This window comes from Geobacillus sp. WSUCF1 (genome assembly GCF_000422025.1).
Lineage (GTDB): Bacteria > Bacillota > Bacilli > Bacillales > Anoxybacillaceae > Geobacillus > Geobacillus zalihae.
Genome location: NZ_ATCO01000131.1, coordinates 1 through 15,701, shown reverse-complemented (window position 1 = coordinate 15,701; position 15,701 = coordinate 1). Strand labels below are relative to the sequence as shown.

The window sequence follows — 15,701 nt, the reverse complement described above, 5'->3', positions numbered from 1 at the left end:
TGATGACGGTGATCGTCCGCGACCGAAACGGCCGTCGGTTTGTCGTGACGAAAGGGGCGCCCGATGTGCTGCTTGAGCGGGCGGACCGCCTTGAATGGAACGGCCGCGAGCAGATGCTGACCCCGGCGTGGAAAGAAACGATCGAGAAGGCGATTCGCCACATGGCGTCTTCCGCCTTGCGCACGATCGCCGTCGCGTATCGGCCGCTTGCGGAAACGGAACGGATCGAGTCGGAGAAGGATGCGGAGACAAAGCTTCGGTTTCTCGGCGTCGCCGGCATGATCGATCCGCCGCGCCCTGAGGTGAAGCAAGCAGTGGCGCGATGCAAAGAGGCAGGCATGAAAACGGTGATGATCACCGGCGACCATGTGTTGACAGCCACCGCCATCGCCAAACAGCTTGGCGTGCTGCCGCCTGGCGGAAAAGTGATGGATGGGGCGACGTTGTCGAAGCTGTCGGTCGATGAGCTCGAACGCGAGGTCGATAATATTTACGTGTTTGCCCGCGTCTCCCCGGAGCATAAGCTGAAAATTGTCAACGCCTTTAAGCGCCGCGGTCATATTGTCGCCATGACCGGCGACGGGGTGAACGACGCGCCGGCGTTGAAAGCGGCGGATATCGGCGTCGCGATGGGCCGGTCGGGGACGGAAGTGGCGAAAGAGGCGGCGTCGCTCGTTTTGTTGGATGACAACTTTGCGACGATTGAGGCCGCGATCGAAGAGGGGCGCAACATTTACGAAAACATTCGCAAGTTTATCCGCTACTTGCTCGCCTCGAACGTCGGGGAAATTCTCGTCATGTTGTTTGCGATGCTGCTTGCCTTGCCGCTGCCGCTCGTGCCGATTCAAATTTTATGGGTCAATCTTGTCACCGACGGTTTGCCAGCCATGGCGCTCGGGCTCGACCAACCAGAAGAAAACGTGATGAAGCGGCCGCCGCGCCGTCCCGATGAAGGGGTGTTCGCCCGCGGGCTCGGCTGGAAAATCGTAAGCCGCGGCTTTTTGATCGGCGTTGTTACGCTGGCTGCGTTTCTGACCGCCTATGAACGGAGCGGCGAGGATCTCGTTTACGCCCAGACGGCGGCGTTTGCGACGCTTGTGTTGGCCCAATTGATCCATGTGTTCGACTGCCGCTGCGATCGTTCGGTTTTTGACCGCAGTCCGTTCGGGAACATATACCTTGTCGCGGCGGTGATCGTGTCGCTGCTTTTGCTCGTTGTCGTCATCTATTACCCACCGCTTGCCGCAGTGTTCCATACGAAGCCGCTCGCAGCGGTCGATTGGCTGCTCATCATTGGCTTGTCCGCCCTGCCGACATTTTTGTTTGCTGGCTCGCTTTTTACGAGAAAATAAAAGGATGGATATGTTATAATAAAAAAGGTGATAGAGCAACGCTCTATGACCTTTTCTTTTTCATCAAGGCAACAACGGATGTGATGATATGGTTTACAGCATGACTGGTTTTGGCGCAAGCACGAAAAAAACGGATCGTTTGATGGTGGCGGTGGAAATGAAATCGGTCAACCACCGGTTTTGTGAAATTTCCATTCGCCTCCCTAGACAATGGCTCGTGTTTGAGGATAAAATAAAAAAAGCAATTTCACCGTACGTGCGGCGCGGAAAAGTGGAAGTGTTCGTCACGATCGCCGGAGAAGGGCTTGTGAAACGGAGCGTACATATCGATTGGGATTTGCTTGGCCAGTATTGGGCCGGAGTGCAGGAAGCCGCAAAGCGATTTGCCGTTGACGGCAGCGTGACGGCGGCCGAGCTGCTTCGGCTTGATGGGGCGGTCGAAGTTGTGGAAGAGGAAGGAGCGAACGAGGAGGTCGAGCCGCTGCTTTTGGCCGCTGTCGATGAAGCGGCAAAGGCACTTGTGGCCATGCGCCGGCGCGAAGGGGAGGCGCTTGCCGCGGATTTGCGCGCCCGTCTTCATGAAGTCGAAGCCGGGGTGGAAGCTATTGAACAGCGGGCGCCGCTTGTGATTGAACAATACCGCGAGCGGCTTGCGCGCCGCCTGCGCGAATGGGCGCCCGCTCCGGTCGATGAGGCGCGCCTGCTCACAGAAGTGGCGGTGTTTGCCGAAAAGGCGGACATTCATGAGGAATTGAAACGCATCCGCAGCCATTTGGCGCAAATGGCAGACGCCTTAGAAATGGACGAACCGATCGGGAGGAAACTGGACTTTTTGGTGCAAGAGTTGAACCGGGAAGTCAACACGATCGGCGCCAAGGCAAACGACAGCCTGATTGCCGCGCAAGTCGTTGAGATGAAAAGCGTGCTTGAGAAAATGCGCGAGCAAGTGCAAAACGTGGAATAACGGTTTAAAACGACTTGTTGGCGGCAACAATATCGGATATGGCAGGTGGGCGTGTCATGATGATGAAATTTATCAATATCGGGTACGGAAACATGGTGTCAGCCGCCCGCATCATTACGATTGTCAGCCCTGATTCGGCGCCGATCAAACGAATCATTCAAGATGCGCGCGAAAGCGGCAAGCTCGTTGACGCGACGCACGGGCGGAGGACGCGCGCCGTCATCATCATGGACAGCGATCACGTCATTTTGTCGTCCGTGCAGCCGGAAACGGTGGCGAACCGCTTATATGGAAGCGACGATTTCTCCGAGGAAGGGTAGGGTTTTGGGCGTTGAAGAACGAACGTGGGTTGTTGATCGTCATGTCGGGTCCGTCCGGCGTTGGCAAAGGAACGGTGCGCAAGGCGCTGTTTTCGCAGCCGGACATCAATCTTCATTATTCGGTGTCGGTCACGACGCGCAAGCCGCGCGAAGGCGAAGTGGAAGGCGTCGACTACTTCTTCCGCACGCGCGAGCAGTTTGAACAAATGATTCGGGAAAACAAGCTGCTCGAGTGGGCGGAATACGTCGGCAACTACTATGGCACGCCGATCGACTACGTGGAGAAGACGCTTGCCGAAGGGAAAGATGTGTTTTTAGAGATCGAAGTGCAAGGAGCGATGAAAGTGCGGCGGGCGTTTCCAGAGGCGCTCTTCATTTTCTTGGCCCCGCCAAGCCTCACGGAGCTTGAAAAGCGGATCATGGGACGCGGCACCGAGTCGAAAGAGCTGATTGAAAATCGGCTGCGGGCGGCGAAAGAGGAGCTTGAAATGATGGACGAGTACGACTATGTCGTGGAAAATGATGAAGTGGAGCTCGCCTGCGAGCGGATCAAGGCGATCGTCATCGCCGAACATTGCCGGCGCGAACGCGTCGCCGAGCGATATAAACGGATGTTGGGGGTGGAATGACGATGCTGTATCCTTCCATCGATTTGCTGATGCAAAAAGTCGATTCGAAATACAAGCTCGTCACGGTGGTGGCCAAACGGGCGCGCGAGCTGCAGGACGGTGCGGAGCTGATGGTGAAAAAGCCGGTGTCGAAAAAATTTGTCGGCCAGGCGCTCGAGGAAATTGCCGGTGACAAGGTCGAATTAGTGAGGAGGAAAAATAACAACCTAGCTTTAGGTTGTTATTTTTTTCAATGTCGGGGGGTGGCCAACATGATCAAGGGAAAACATATTTTGCTTTGTGTGACCGGGGGGGTGGCGGCGTACAAGGCGGCGGCGCTCACCAGCCAGCTCGTCCAGCGCGGCGCTGAAGTAAAAGTGATCATGACAGAAGGGGCGTGCCAGTTCATTACACCGCTCACGTTTCAAGCATTGTCGCGCCAGGAAGTGTATGTCGATACGTTTGCCGAAAACGATCCGGCTGTCATCACCCATATCGATTTGGCGGACTGGGCGGATCTCGTTTTGGTCGCACCGGCGACGGCCAATACGATGGCGAAGCTGGCCGCCGGCATCGCCGACAATATGGTGACGACGACGATTTTGGCGACGAAAGCGCCCGTCTGGATTGCTCCGGCGATGAACGTTCATATGTACGAGCATCCGGCCGTCCAGGCGAACATGGAGCGGCTCTGTAAGTTCGGCTACCGGTTCATCGAGCCGTCGGAAGGCTATTTGGCGTGCGGCTACATCGGCAAAGGGCGGCTCGAGGAGCCGGAGAACATCATCGCCCATATCGAGCGCTTTTTTGCCGGTGATCCGCCGCTGTTTCGCGGGAAGCGTGTGCTTGTCACCGCCGGGCCGACGCGGGAGAGGCTTGATCCAGTCCGTTATTTCTCCAACTATTCGAGCGGCAAAATGGGCTACGCCATCGCCGAAGCGGCGGCCCGCTTCGGCGCTTCGGTGACGCTTGTCTCCGGACCGACGGCGCTTTCTTCACCCGATGGCGTCGAGACGGTGGCGGTTGAATCGGCGGAAGAGATGTATGAAGCGGTTTTGTCTCGGTTTGCGGAAACGGACATCGTGATCAAGGCGGCGGCGGTCGCCGATTATCGGCCGAAATATGTCGCGGCTTCCAAAATTAAAAAGCAGCCGGGCGGTTATGTCGTCGAGATGGAGCGGACGGTGGACATCTTGAAAGCGCTTGGCGAGCGGAAAACGGGACAGATTTTGGTTGGATTTGCCGCTGAGACGGACAACCTCGAGCAGTATGCGTTAAAAAAACTTGAAGAAAAGCGGTTGGATATGGTCGTCGCCAACAATGTCACCGAAGAAGGGGCAGGGTTTGCCGGCGATACGAACATCATCACCATCTTCCGCCGCGACGGCGTCGTTCGGCCGCTGCCGCTCATGACGAAACGCGAGGCGGCCGAGGAAATTTTAAAAGAAATTCACGCGTATATCGAGGCGATTCGATGAAAGTAGCATCCGTGATTGTCGATGTCCCGTCCCGGCAGACGGACCGCCCGTTCGATTATTGGATTCCGGAGCGCTGGCAAGGCGTCATCCAGCCGGGCATGCGGGTGACGGTGCCGTTTGGGGCGCGGCGTTTGCAAGGGTTTGTCGTTGATGTGAAAGACCATTCCGACATCAAACAACTGAAACCGATTGAGCATGTGATTGATGTCGTGCCGGTGTTAAACGAAGAGCTGCTTGATCTTGGCCGCTATTTAACGGAAACGACGCTTTGTTTTGCCATTTCGGCGTACCAGGCGATGCTGCCGGCGGCGATGCGGGCGAAATATGAAAAAACGCTCCGCTTGACGGATGAAGAGAAGAGAGGGAGGTTGCCGGATGAGGTAAAGCCGCTGTTTGCCGGGCGGACGGAAGCGCCTTGGAAAGAGGTTGAGGCGGCCGGTTTATGGCGGGCGGCGCAAAAAGCGGTGCAGCAAGGTGTGCTCGAGGCGGTCTACAAGGTGAAAGAAAAAGCGGGCAAGAAAACGGTGAAGCACGCCGCTTTGGCCATTCCATCGGAACAAGCGAAACAGGAGCTCGGGTCGCTGCCGGCAAGGCAAAAAGAGGTGCTTTCCTTTTTGCTGGAAAAAGAGGAAGCGGCGCCGGTTGCCGAGCTGCAAGCGGTGCTTGGCGTCTCCTCAGCGCCGCTGAAAGCGCTCGTCGACAAAGGATTTGTGGTGCTGAACGATGTCGAGGTGTACCGCGACCCGTACGAGCATCGCACGTTTCAGCCGAGTGAGCCGCCGGCGCTCACTCGGGCGCAAGAGGCGGCATTGGCGAAGATCGCCGCTTCGGTGCGCGCCGGGGAGCATCGCACGTTTTTGCTGTATGGCGTCACCGGCAGCGGGAAGACGGAAGTGTATATGCAGGCGATTGATGAAGCGTTGCGCCAAGGAAAGGAAGCGATCGTTCTCGTGCCGGAAATTTCGCTGACGCCGCAAATGGTCGAGCGCTTCAAAAGCCGGTTCGGCTCGAAAGTGGCGGTGCTTCACAGCGGGCTGTCGGTCGGTGAAAAATATGACGAATGGCGGAAAATTCACCGGAAAGAAGTGCAGCTTGTCGTCGGGGCGCGATCGGCGGTGTTTGCCCCGTTTGAAAACTTGGGAATGATCATCATCGATGAGGAGCATGAGACGAGCTACAAGCAAGAAGAAATGCCGCGCTATCATGCGCGCGATGTCGCCATTTACCGCGCTCGCCGCCACAGCTGCCCGGTCGTGCTTGGCAGCGCCACCCCCTCGCTTGAGACGTTCGCCCGCGCCGCCAAAGGGGTGTACGAGCTGCTCGAGCTGCCGGAGCGCATCAGCGACCGCGGCCTGCCGGACGTTCATGTCGTCGATATGCGCGAGGAGCTGCGAAGCGGCAACCGTTCGATGTTTTCACGCCGATTGCTTGACGAATTGCGCCGCCGGCTTGAGCGCGGCGAGCAGGCAGTGTTGCTGTTGAATCGACGCGGTTATTCGACGTTTGTCATGTGCCGCAGCTGCGGCTATGTCATCCGCTGTCCGCACTGCGACATTTCGCTGACGTACCATCGTGCCGGGGAACGGATGAAATGCCACTATTGCGGGCATGAAGAGCCGCTTGCCCCTCGCTGTCCGTCATGCGGCAGCGAACATATCCGCTTTTTCGGGACCGGCACGCAAAAAGTGGAAGAAGAACTGACGAGGTTGCTGCCGAAAGCGCGCGTCATCCGCATGGATGTCGATACGACCGGCCGCAAAGGGGCGCATGAAGAGCTGCTTTCCCGTTTTGCCGCCAAGGAAGCCGATATTTTGCTCGGCACGCAAATGATCGCCAAAGGGCTTGATTTTCCGGATGTCACGCTTGTTGGTGTGCTCGCGGCCGACACGATGCTTCATTTGCCCGATTTTCGCGCCGCGGAAAAAACGTTCCAGCTGTTGACGCAAGTGAGCGGGCGCGCCGGACGGCACGAGCTGCCCGGCGAAGTGATCATTCAGACGTATACACCTGAGCACTACAGCATTGAACTGGCCGCCCGCCACGACTACCGCGCCTTTTACCAGCGGGAGATGGCGCTGCGCAAAGCGCACGGCTATCCGCCGTACTACTACTTGACGCTCATCACGGTCGCCCACCAGGAAGCGCCGGCTGCAGCCAAAGCGGCGGAGAAAATCGCCGCCTATTTGCGCAAGCATTTGTCGCACGAAGCGGTCGTTCTCGGCCCCGTTGCCTCGCCAATCGCCCGTCTTCACGATAGATATCGTTACCAATGCATGATAAAATACAAACGGGAGCCGAATTTGACCGCGGCGCTCAAGGCGGTCATCGACCGCTACCAAGCCGATGCCGCCCATGGCGGAGTGATGGTCACCATTGATACAAACCCATACATGATGATGTGAACTTGGGGGAATGACGTTGTCTGTTTTGTCGATTGTCACGTATCCTGACCCGATTTTGGAACAGCCGTGCGCGCCGGTGACGGCGTTTGACCGTCGGCTCGGGCGGCTGCTTGACGATATGTATGAAACGATGCTTGCCGCTGACGGGGTGGGCCTAGCTGCCCCGCAAATCGGCGTCGCCAAGCAGATCGCCGTCATCGATGTCGGTGATGAACACGGTCGGATCGAGCTCATCAACCCGGTCGTGATCGAGGCGCGCGGCGAACAAGTGGATGTGGAAGGCTGTTTGAGCTTTCCCGGCTTGTTTGGCGAAGTGCCGCGCGCGAAATTTGTGAAAGTGCGGGCGCAAAACCGGCGCGGCCGCCCGTTTACGCTTTCCGCGACCGGTTTTTTGGCGCGCGCGTTGCAACATGAAATCGACCATTTGCACGGTGTGCTGTTTACGTCGAAAGTGATTCGGTATTGCGATCTTGAAGAATTGGAAGGATAGATGCCAATGACGAACATTGTGTTTATGGGAACACCTGACTTTGCTGTGCCGATTTTGCGGAAGCTGCTTGACGACGGCTATCATGTTTCGGCCGTTGTCACCCAGCCGGATAAGCCAAAAGGGCGGAAGCGCGAGCCCGTTCCGCCCCCGGTGAAAGTGGAAGCGGAGCGCCGCGGCATCCCGGTGCTGCAGCCGACAAAAATTCGCGAGCCGGAGCAATACGAACAAGTGTTGGCGTTTGCGCCCGATTTGATTGTCACGGCGGCGTTTGGGCAAATTTTGCCGAAAGCGCTGCTTGATGCACCAAAATACGGCTGCATCAATGTCCATGCCTCGCTTCTGCCCGAGCTGCGCGGCGGGGCGCCGATCCATTACGCCATTTGGCAAGGGAAAACGAAAACGGGTGTCACGATCATGTATATGGTGGAGCGGTTGGACGCCGGCGACATGTTAGCGCAAGTCGAAGTGCCGATTGCCGAAACGGATACGGTCGGCACGCTCCATGATAAATTGAGCGCCGCCGGGGCTAAACTACTATCAGAAACGCTTCCACTTTTATTGGAAGGAAACATTACGCCCGTTCCGCAAGATGAGGAGAAAGCGACGTATGCGCCGAACATTCGCCGCGAGCAGGAGCGGATCAATTGGACGCAGCCCGGCGAAGCCATTTACAACCATATTCGCGCCTTCCATCCGTGGCCGGTCACGTATACAACGCAGGATGGGCACATTTGGAAGGTTTGGTGGGGTGAAAAAGTGCCGGCGCCCCGTTCGGCGCCGCCGGGCACGATTTTGGCGCTTGAGGAAAACGGCATTGTCGTGGCCACCGGCAATGAGACAGCCATTCGCATCACCGAATTGCAGCCGGCCGGAAAAAAACGGATGGCGGCGGGCGAATTTTTGCGCGGCGCCGGCAGCCGTCTTTCGGTCGGCATGAAGCTAGGAGAGGATCATGGACGTACGTGAACTTGCTTTAGATACGCTGTTAGCCATTGAACAAAAAGGAGCGTACAGTCATTTGCAATTAAACGAAGCCATTCAAAAAGGACGCCTTGACGGGCGCGATGCGGCGCTGTTGACCGAGATTGTCTACGGCACGGTGCAACGGCGCGACACGCTCGATTATTATTTGGCGCCGTTTTTGCGCAAGGCGCGCCGGCTTGAGCCGTGGGTGCGCGTGCTTCTTCGGTTGACGCTGTATCAAATGGTGTATTTGGATCGTGTTCCCGACCGCGCCGCCGTCTTTGAAGCGGTTGAAATCGCCAAACGGCGCGGCCATCGCGGCATTGCTTCACTTGTCAACGGCGTATTGCGGGCCATCGGCCGCGAGGGGCTGCCGTCGATCGAGGCGGTTGATGACGCGGGCAAGCGGCTCGCCCTTGCCACCAGCCATCCCGAGTGGCTCGTTCGGCGCTGGATCCAGCAATATGGTTATGAAGAAGCGGCGCGCATGTGCGAGACGAATTTGCGCCCGCCGCAATCAACGGCCCGCGTCAACCGGCTGCGTGCGACTGTCGAAGAAGCGCTTGAGCGGCTGCGCGCTGAAGGGATGCAGGCAATCCCTGGCCATGTCGCTCCGGAGGCCATCCGGGCGGAAAAAGGGAATTTGGCTCATACGGAGACGTTTCGCGCCGGTTGGCTGACGATTCAAGATGAAAGCTCAATGCTTGTCGCTCGAGCGCTTGACCCAGCCCCCGGCGAGCGGGTGCTTGACTGCTGCGCGGCGCCGGGCGGGAAAACGACCCATATCGCCGAGCGGATGGGCGGGCGCGGCGAGGTCGTTGCTGTTGATATCCACGAACATAAGGTAATGCTGATCGAACAGCAGGCCAAGCGGCTCGGGCTTGACAACGTTGCGACGCTCGCCCTTGACAGCCGCCGGCTCGGCGAGCGGTTTGCCCCGGAATCGTTTGACCGCGTTTTGGTCGATGCGCCGTGCACTGGATTCGGCGTCATTCGCCGCAAACCGGAGATCAAATATACGAAAGGGAAAGACGCCATCGCCGCGCTTGTCGAGATTCAGCAAGCCATTTTGCGGGCGGCCGCCCCGCTTTTGAAAAAAGGCGGTACGCTTGTCTACAGCACATGCACGGTGGAGCGCGAGGAAAATGAAGAAGCCATCGCCCGCTTTTTAGCGGATCATCCGGACTTTTTCCTCGACGCCAGCCTTGCCGAGCGGATGCCGAAACCGGTGCGGCCGCATGTGAAAGGCGGCATGTTGCAGCTTTTGCCGCATCATTTTGACTCTGACGGGTTTTTTATCGCCCGACTGCGAAAGAGGGTGTAAAAGCATGGAAATGGTTCGTCCGGCTGCCCGCCGCTCTGTCGGCGAAACGCAGCCTCCGTTGCCATCGATTTATTCGCTCACGCTAGACGAATTGAAGGAATGGCTTGTCGCTCAAGGCGAAAAGCCGTTTCGGGCCACACAAATTTACGAGTGGCTGTATCAAAACCGCGTCACCGATTTTGCCGACATGACGAATTTGCCGAAGCGGCTGCGCGAACAGCTAGCGTCATCGTTTTCGATCACGACGTTGAAAACCGTGGTCAAACAAACTTCTAAAGACGGAACGATCAAATTTTTGTTTGAGCTCCATGACGGCTATTCGATTGAGACGGTGCTCATGCGTCATAACTACGGCAATTCGGTGTGCGTCACGACGCAAGTCGGCTGCCGCATCGGCTGCACGTTTTGCGCTTCGACGCTCGGCGGACTGAAGCGTCATTTAGAGGCGGGCGAGATCGTCGCCCAAGTCGTGCAAGTGCAAAAGGCGCTCGATGACACGAATGAACGCGTCAGCAGCATCGTCGTCATGGGCATCGGCGAGCCGTTCGACAACTACGATGCGCTCATCAAGTTTTTGCGCATCGTCAATCACCCAAAAGGTTGAACATTGGCGCCCGCCATATCACCGTTTCCACCAGCGGCATCATCCCAAAAATTTACCAGTTTGCCGATGAAGGAATGCAAATCAACTTCGCCATTTCGTTGCATGCACCGACGAATGAGCTGCGGACGAAACTCATGCCGATCAATAAAGCGTACCCGCTGCCGAAGCTCATGGAGGCGGTTCGGTATTACATTGAAAAAACCGGCCGGCGCGTGACGTTCGAGTACGGATTGTTCGGCGGGGTGAACGACCAGCTTGAGCACGCCGAGCAGTTGGCCGAGCTGATTAAAGGGCTGAAATGCCATGTGAATTTGATTCCGGTTAACTACGTGCCGGAGCGCAACTATGTGCGCACGCCGCGCAGCCAAATTTTCGCCTTTGAACGGGCGTTGAAAAAACATGGGATCAATGTCACCATTCGCCGCGAACATGGACACGACATCGATGCCGCCTGCGGACAGCTTCGCGCGAAGGAGCGAAAAGAGGAGACGAGGTGAATCGGATGCGAGCCGTTTTCCGAACTGACATCGGCCAAATTCGCGAACATAACGAAGACAATGGCGGCGTATTTGTCAATCAAAGCGGCCAATATTTAGCGGTTGTCGCTGACGGGATGGGCGGTCATCGCGCCGGTGATGTAGCCAGTTCCATGGCGGTGGCGTATTTGCAGGAGCGATGGGAGAAAGAGAGTGGCCTTGCTTCACCGGCTGAGGCGGAGCAATGGCTCAAGACGCAAATTGCGTCGGCGAACGAACAACTGTTTCGCCATGCCCTTTCCCACCCGGAATGTCAAGGAATGGGGACGACGGTCGTCGCCGCCGTTTGCGCTAATTCGTTTGCGACGGTTGCCCATATCGGCGACAGCCGCTGCTACGTGCTCAACAAAAGCGGAATTCAGCAGCTGACCGACGACCATTCGTTGGTCAATGAGCTCGTCAAAAGCGGGCAGCTTTCGAAAGAAGCGGCTGAGCATCATCCGCGCAAAAACGTGCTGTTGCGGGCGCTCGGCACGGAACCGGCGGTGAAAATCGACGTGAAAACAGTGGCGCTCGACGAGGGCGACATGTTGTTGTTATGTTCGGACGGGTTGTCCAATAAAGTGCCGGAAGCGGACATGATACATATTTTGACGGGTGCCGGCACGCTGGAAGAGAAGGCGGAGGCGCTTATTGAGCTCGCCAACGGGCGGGGCGGAGAAGACAACATTTCGCTGGCGGTCATCGATGTTTCAGCGGAACGTGAAGGTGGGTGATCGGCGTGCTCATTGGAAAGCGATTGAATGACCGCTATAAAATCATCAGCCTTATCGGCGGCGGCGGCATGGCGAATGTCTATTTGGCCCGCGACATCATTTTGGAGCGCGATGTCGCCGTGAAAGTGCTCCGCCTTGATTTTGCCAATGATGATCAGTTCATCAAACGGTTCCGCCGCGAGGCGCAAGCGGCGACGAGCTTAAACCATGAACATATCGTCTCCATTTATGACGTCGGCGAAGAGGAAGGCGTCTATTACATCGTCATGGAATATGTGCGCGGCGCGACGCTGAAGCAATACATCCAGCAGCACGCTCCGCTTCCGGTCGAACGGGCGCTTGGCATTATGGACCAGCTGACATCAGCGATCGCCCATGCCCATGAGAACGGCATCATCCATCGCGACATTAAACCGCAAAACATTTTGCTTGATGAGCACGGCAATGTGAAAGTGACCGACTTCGGCATCGCTGTGGCGATGAGCGGCACGACGATCACGCAGACCAACTCGGTGCTCGGTTCGGTCCATTATTTGTCGCCGGAGCAGGCGCGCGGCGGCATTGCCACCGAAAAGTCGGACATTTATTCGCTTGGCATCGTCATGTTTGAACTTGTCACCGGTCGGCTGCCGTTTTCCGGCGAATCGGCCGTTTCGATCGTGCTGAAGCATTTGCAGGCGGAAACGCCGTCGCCCAAGGCGTGGAACCCCGACATTCCGCAAAGCGTCGAAAATATTATTTTAAAAGCGACGGCGAAAGACCCGTTTTACCGCTACCAATCCGCGCGCGAAATGAACGAGGACATTCGGACAGCGCTGGATCCAAGGCGGCGCAACGAGCCGAAATTTACCATACCCGATGACGATGAGGAAGCGACGAAAGCCATTCCGATGATCAAACATGCGGAAAGCGCGGCGTTGGAGCAAGAGACGCTTGTGTACGAGGAAAAAACGAGCGAACCGGTTCATACGACGGGCGAACCGAAACCAAAGCGGAAACGGGTATGGATTGCCTGGCTTGTGGCTGCCTTGCTGTTCATTGGAGCTGCCGGCGTCAGCGCGGTCACATGGATTCCGGACCTCATTTTTCCAAAAGAAGTGACGATGCCGAACGTGGTCAACAAAAACTATGATGACGCTGTTGAACAGCTGTCGTCGCTCGGTTTGGAAATCAAAGATACGATTGATGTGGAAGATGATCAAATCGAAGAAGGAAAAGTCGTGCGCACCGATCCGGAAGCCGGCATGACGGTGAAGAAAGGGGCCGGCGTCATCATTTATAAAAGCATTGGAAAAAAGAAAATCGAATTTCCAAGCTTCATTGGCGATGATATTGCTGCGGCGGAGGAGGAGCTGCGCGCTGAAGGATTCACCCGCATTACGCGCAATGGCCGCCACAGCGACAAGCCGGAAGGGACGATTTTGGATCAATACCCGTACGCCGGCGATCGAGTGGCGCCTGATGAAACGGAAGTTATCTTTACCGTCAGCCTCGGGCCGGAGAAGGTCACCGTTAAAGATTTGACTGGCTATACGGAAAAAAGCGTGCGCGACTACGGCGCGGATCAAGGGCTGCGCATTGACGTGAAGTACGAGTATTCGGACGAGGTGCCAGAAGGGCTTGTCATTTCGCAAACTCCAGCGGCGAACGAGCAGGTAAAAAAAGGGGAAACCATCACGGTCGTCATTTCCCGCGGGCCCGAGCCGAAGCCGTCCAAAACGGTAGTGAAAGAGATTATGATCCCGTATGAACCGGCGATGCCGGGGCAAATGGTTGAAGCTCAGCTTTACATCCAAGATGCCAACCACAATATGTCAACGCCATACAAAACATACCGGCTGACGGCGCCAGCGACCGAGATGGTCGAGTTTGAAATTCCATATGGGGAGACCGCTTATTACCGCGTCATTGTCAACAATGTCGTCAAAGAGGAAGGATCGATCCCGTACCCAGAACATAACGAAAAAAAGGGGTGAGGCTATGGCGGAAGGACAAATCATTAAAGCATTAAGCGGATTTTATTACGTCTTGTCCGAAGGCCGCGTGTTCCAATGCCGCGGGCGCGGTGTGTTCCGCAAGAAAAACGTGACGCCGCTCGTCGGCGACCGCGTCGTTTTTCAGGCGACGAGCGAAACGGAAGGCTATATTTTGGAGATTGGCGAGCGGCAAAATGAGCTTGTGCGGCCGCCGATTGCCAACGTCGAACAGGCGATTTTAGTCTTTTCGGCTGTAAGCCCGGACTTCAGCGCCAAGCTGCTCGACCGCTTTCTTGTCTTGGTTGAATCGAAACGCATCGCGCCGATCATTGTCATCAGCAAAATCGATTTGTTAGATGGCGAATCGAAAGAAGAGATCGCCCGCTACGTGCATGATTACCGGCGCATCGGCTACGACGTGATTGAAACGTCAGCCGTGACCAAGGGCGGCCTCGATGAACTGGCGTTGCGCCTTCGCGGCCGCGTCTCCGTCGTCGCCGGGCAGTCCGGCGTCGGCAAATCGTCCTTATTAAACGCGCTCCGTCCGGATTTGCGGTTGAAAACGGGCGACATTTCCACCCATTTAGGGCGCGGCAAGCATACGACCCGCCATGTCGAACTGCTTGAGGTCGCCGGTGGACTTGTCGCCGACACCCCAGGGTTTAGTGCACTTGAGTTCGACCAGATCGAGCTTGATGAATTGCCGCATTATTTTCCGGAATTCCGGATGTACGGGGAAGGGTGCAAGTTCCGCGGCTGCCTTCATATCGCCGAGCCGAAATGCGCTGTGCGTGAGGCGGTCGAGGCCGGGGAGATTCCGTCGTACCGCTATGACCACTACGTTAGTTTTGTTGCCGAAATGAAAGAACGAAAGCCGAGGTATTGAACATGATTCGAATTGCGCCATCGATTTTATCAGCCGATTTCGCCCGCCTGGCTGAGGAGATTCGTTCGGTCGAGGAAGGCGGGGCGGATTGGATTCACGTCGATATCATGGACGGGCATTTCGTGCCGAATTTAACGTTCGGGCCGCCGGTCGTGGCCGCCATTCGACCGGTGACGAAGCTGCCGCTTGACGTCCATTTGATGATCGCCGACCCGGACCGATACATTCCGGCGTTTGCGAAAGCGGGCGCGGATGTGATTTCCGTCCATGTTGAGGCGTGCGTGCATTTGCATCGGACGATTCATTTTATCAAAGAACAAGGCGTCAAAGCCGGGGTGGTGCTCAATCCGCATACACCGGTCGAGATGATCCGCCATGTGATCGGTGATGTCGATCTCGTCTTGTTGATGACGGTCAATCCAGGGTTTGGCGGACAGGCGTTCATTCCGGCGGTCGTGCCAAAAATCCGTGAGGTCGCCCGGATGGCCAGTGAACAAAATAAAGAGGTCGATATTGAGGTCGACGGCGGCATCAATGCGGAAACGGCGCCGCTTTGCGTGGAAGCCGGAGCGAACGTGCTTGTCGCCGGCTCGGCCATCTACAATGAACGGGATCGAGCCGCCGCCATTCGCACGCTTCGCGAAGTGTGCGCCAACTAGCCAAAAAGGCAGCGCCGCTTTTGCCATCTTATCGAGCCGCAGGGTGATGAGAGCAAAGAAAAGGACGGAAGATGGCCGCCTCGGCCCTTGCTGAAAGGGGGAAACGCATGTGTTGATCCATATTGTCGGCGGCGGTCCGCGCCACCTTCTTCCCGATTTGCGCTCGTATGATGGGAACGATGTGCAGTGGGTCGGCGTCGACCGCGGCACGAAAGCGCTCTTGGATTTCGGACTCCGTCCGGTGCGGGCGTTTGGCGATTTTGATTCGCTGCCGGCAGAGGAGGTCAAGCGGCTAAGGGAGATGCTGCCGGAGCTTGACATTTGGCCGGCGGAAAAAGACAAAACGGATATGGAGATCGCCCTTGACTGGGCGGTTAGGCAGACAGATGGGGCCATCCGTCTGTTTGGGGCGACCGGCGGGCG

At 56.8% G+C, this 15,701-nt stretch carries 13 protein-coding genes and 2 pseudogenes; all 15 read left to right on the top strand.

Annotated elements, in window-relative coordinates; all coding sequences use genetic code 11:
• A partial coding sequence (locus tag I656_RS03960) for a cation-translocating P-type ATPase (RefSeq protein ID WP_020756040.1) occupies nt 1-1,352 on the top strand: 1,352 nt, incomplete at its 5' end.
• A gap of 88 nt (nt 1,353-1,440) precedes the next feature.
• Nucleotides 1,441-2,316 carry a YicC/YloC family endoribonuclease gene (locus I656_RS03965; RefSeq protein WP_020756039.1) on the top strand — a complete coding sequence of 292 codons (876 nt, stop codon included), beginning with the start codon at nt 1,441-1,443 and terminating at the stop codon, nt 2,314-2,316.
• A 56-nt stretch (nt 2,317-2,372) separates the two neighbouring features.
• Nucleotides 2,373-2,636, top strand: a complete 264-nt coding sequence (remA, locus tag I656_RS03970) for an extracellular matrix/biofilm regulator RemA (RefSeq protein WP_011230666.1) — start codon at nt 2,373-2,375, stop codon at nt 2,634-2,636.
• A gap of 11 nt (nt 2,637-2,647) precedes the next feature.
• Nucleotides 2,648-3,265: a guanylate kinase gene (gene gmk, locus I656_RS03975; RefSeq protein WP_011230667.1), complete on the top strand. Its 618-nt coding sequence runs from the start codon at nt 2,648-2,650 to the stop codon at nt 3,263-3,265.
• Nucleotides 3,266-3,267: 2 nt separating this feature from the next.
• Complete coding sequence (gene coaBC / locus I656_RS03980; protein WP_235048649.1) at nt 3,268-4,722, top strand: bifunctional phosphopantothenoylcysteine decarboxylase/phosphopantothenate--cysteine ligase CoaBC; 1,455 nt, start codon at nt 3,268-3,270, stop codon at nt 4,720-4,722.
• Nucleotides 4,719-7,124, top strand: coding sequence for a primosomal protein N' (gene priA / locus I656_RS03985; protein WP_015374385.1), 2,406 nt, complete (start codon nt 4,719-4,721; stop codon nt 7,122-7,124). Before coaBC ends, priA begins: the two co-directional genes overlap by 4 nt.
• A 16-nt stretch (nt 7,125-7,140) precedes the next feature.
• Nucleotides 7,141-7,614, top strand: a complete 474-nt coding sequence (gene def / locus I656_RS03990; protein WP_015374386.1) for a peptide deformylase — start codon at nt 7,141-7,143, stop codon at nt 7,612-7,614.
• 6 nt (nt 7,615-7,620) lie between these two features.
• Nucleotides 7,621-8,580 (top strand): methionyl-tRNA formyltransferase, encoded by a 960-nt coding sequence (gene fmt / locus I656_RS03995; RefSeq protein ID WP_033006244.1) that lies wholly within the window; start codon nt 7,621-7,623, stop codon nt 8,578-8,580.
• The gene (gene rsmB / locus I656_RS04000) at nt 8,567-9,901 is read left to right on the top strand and encodes a 16S rRNA (cytosine(967)-C(5))-methyltransferase RsmB (RefSeq protein WP_015374388.1); all 1,335 of its coding nucleotides are present in this window, start codon (nt 8,567-8,569) and stop codon (nt 9,899-9,901) included. The genes fmt and rsmB overlap by 14 nt, the downstream gene beginning before the upstream one ends.
• A gap of 4 nt (nt 9,902-9,905) precedes the next feature.
• Nucleotides 9,906-11,002: pseudogene (rlmN, locus tag I656_RS0116285) on the top strand (23S rRNA (adenine(2503)-C(2))-methyltransferase RlmN).
• A 5-nt stretch (nt 11,003-11,007) separates the two neighbouring features.
• Nucleotides 11,008-11,757, top strand: a complete 750-nt coding sequence (locus I656_RS04005; RefSeq protein WP_033006246.1) for a Stp1/IreP family PP2C-type Ser/Thr phosphatase — start codon at nt 11,008-11,010, stop codon at nt 11,755-11,757.
• A 5-nt stretch (nt 11,758-11,762) separates the two neighbouring features.
• Nucleotides 11,763-13,733, top strand: coding sequence for a Stk1 family PASTA domain-containing Ser/Thr kinase (pknB, locus tag I656_RS04010; protein WP_015374390.1), 1,971 nt, complete (start codon nt 11,763-11,765; stop codon nt 13,731-13,733).
• A 4-nt stretch (nt 13,734-13,737) separates the two neighbouring features.
• The gene (gene rsgA / locus I656_RS04015) at nt 13,738-14,619 is read left to right on the top strand and encodes a ribosome small subunit-dependent GTPase A (RefSeq protein ID WP_033006241.1); all 882 of its coding nucleotides are present in this window, start codon (nt 13,738-13,740) and stop codon (nt 14,617-14,619) included.
• A 2-nt stretch (nt 14,620-14,621) separates the two neighbouring features.
• Complete coding sequence (gene rpe, locus I656_RS04020; RefSeq protein WP_014195417.1) at nt 14,622-15,278, top strand: ribulose-phosphate 3-epimerase; 657 nt, start codon at nt 14,622-14,624, stop codon at nt 15,276-15,278.
• A 109-nt stretch (nt 15,279-15,387) separates the two neighbouring features.
• Nucleotides 15,388-15,701, top strand: a pseudogene (locus tag I656_RS04025) (thiamine diphosphokinase); the annotation flags it as partial.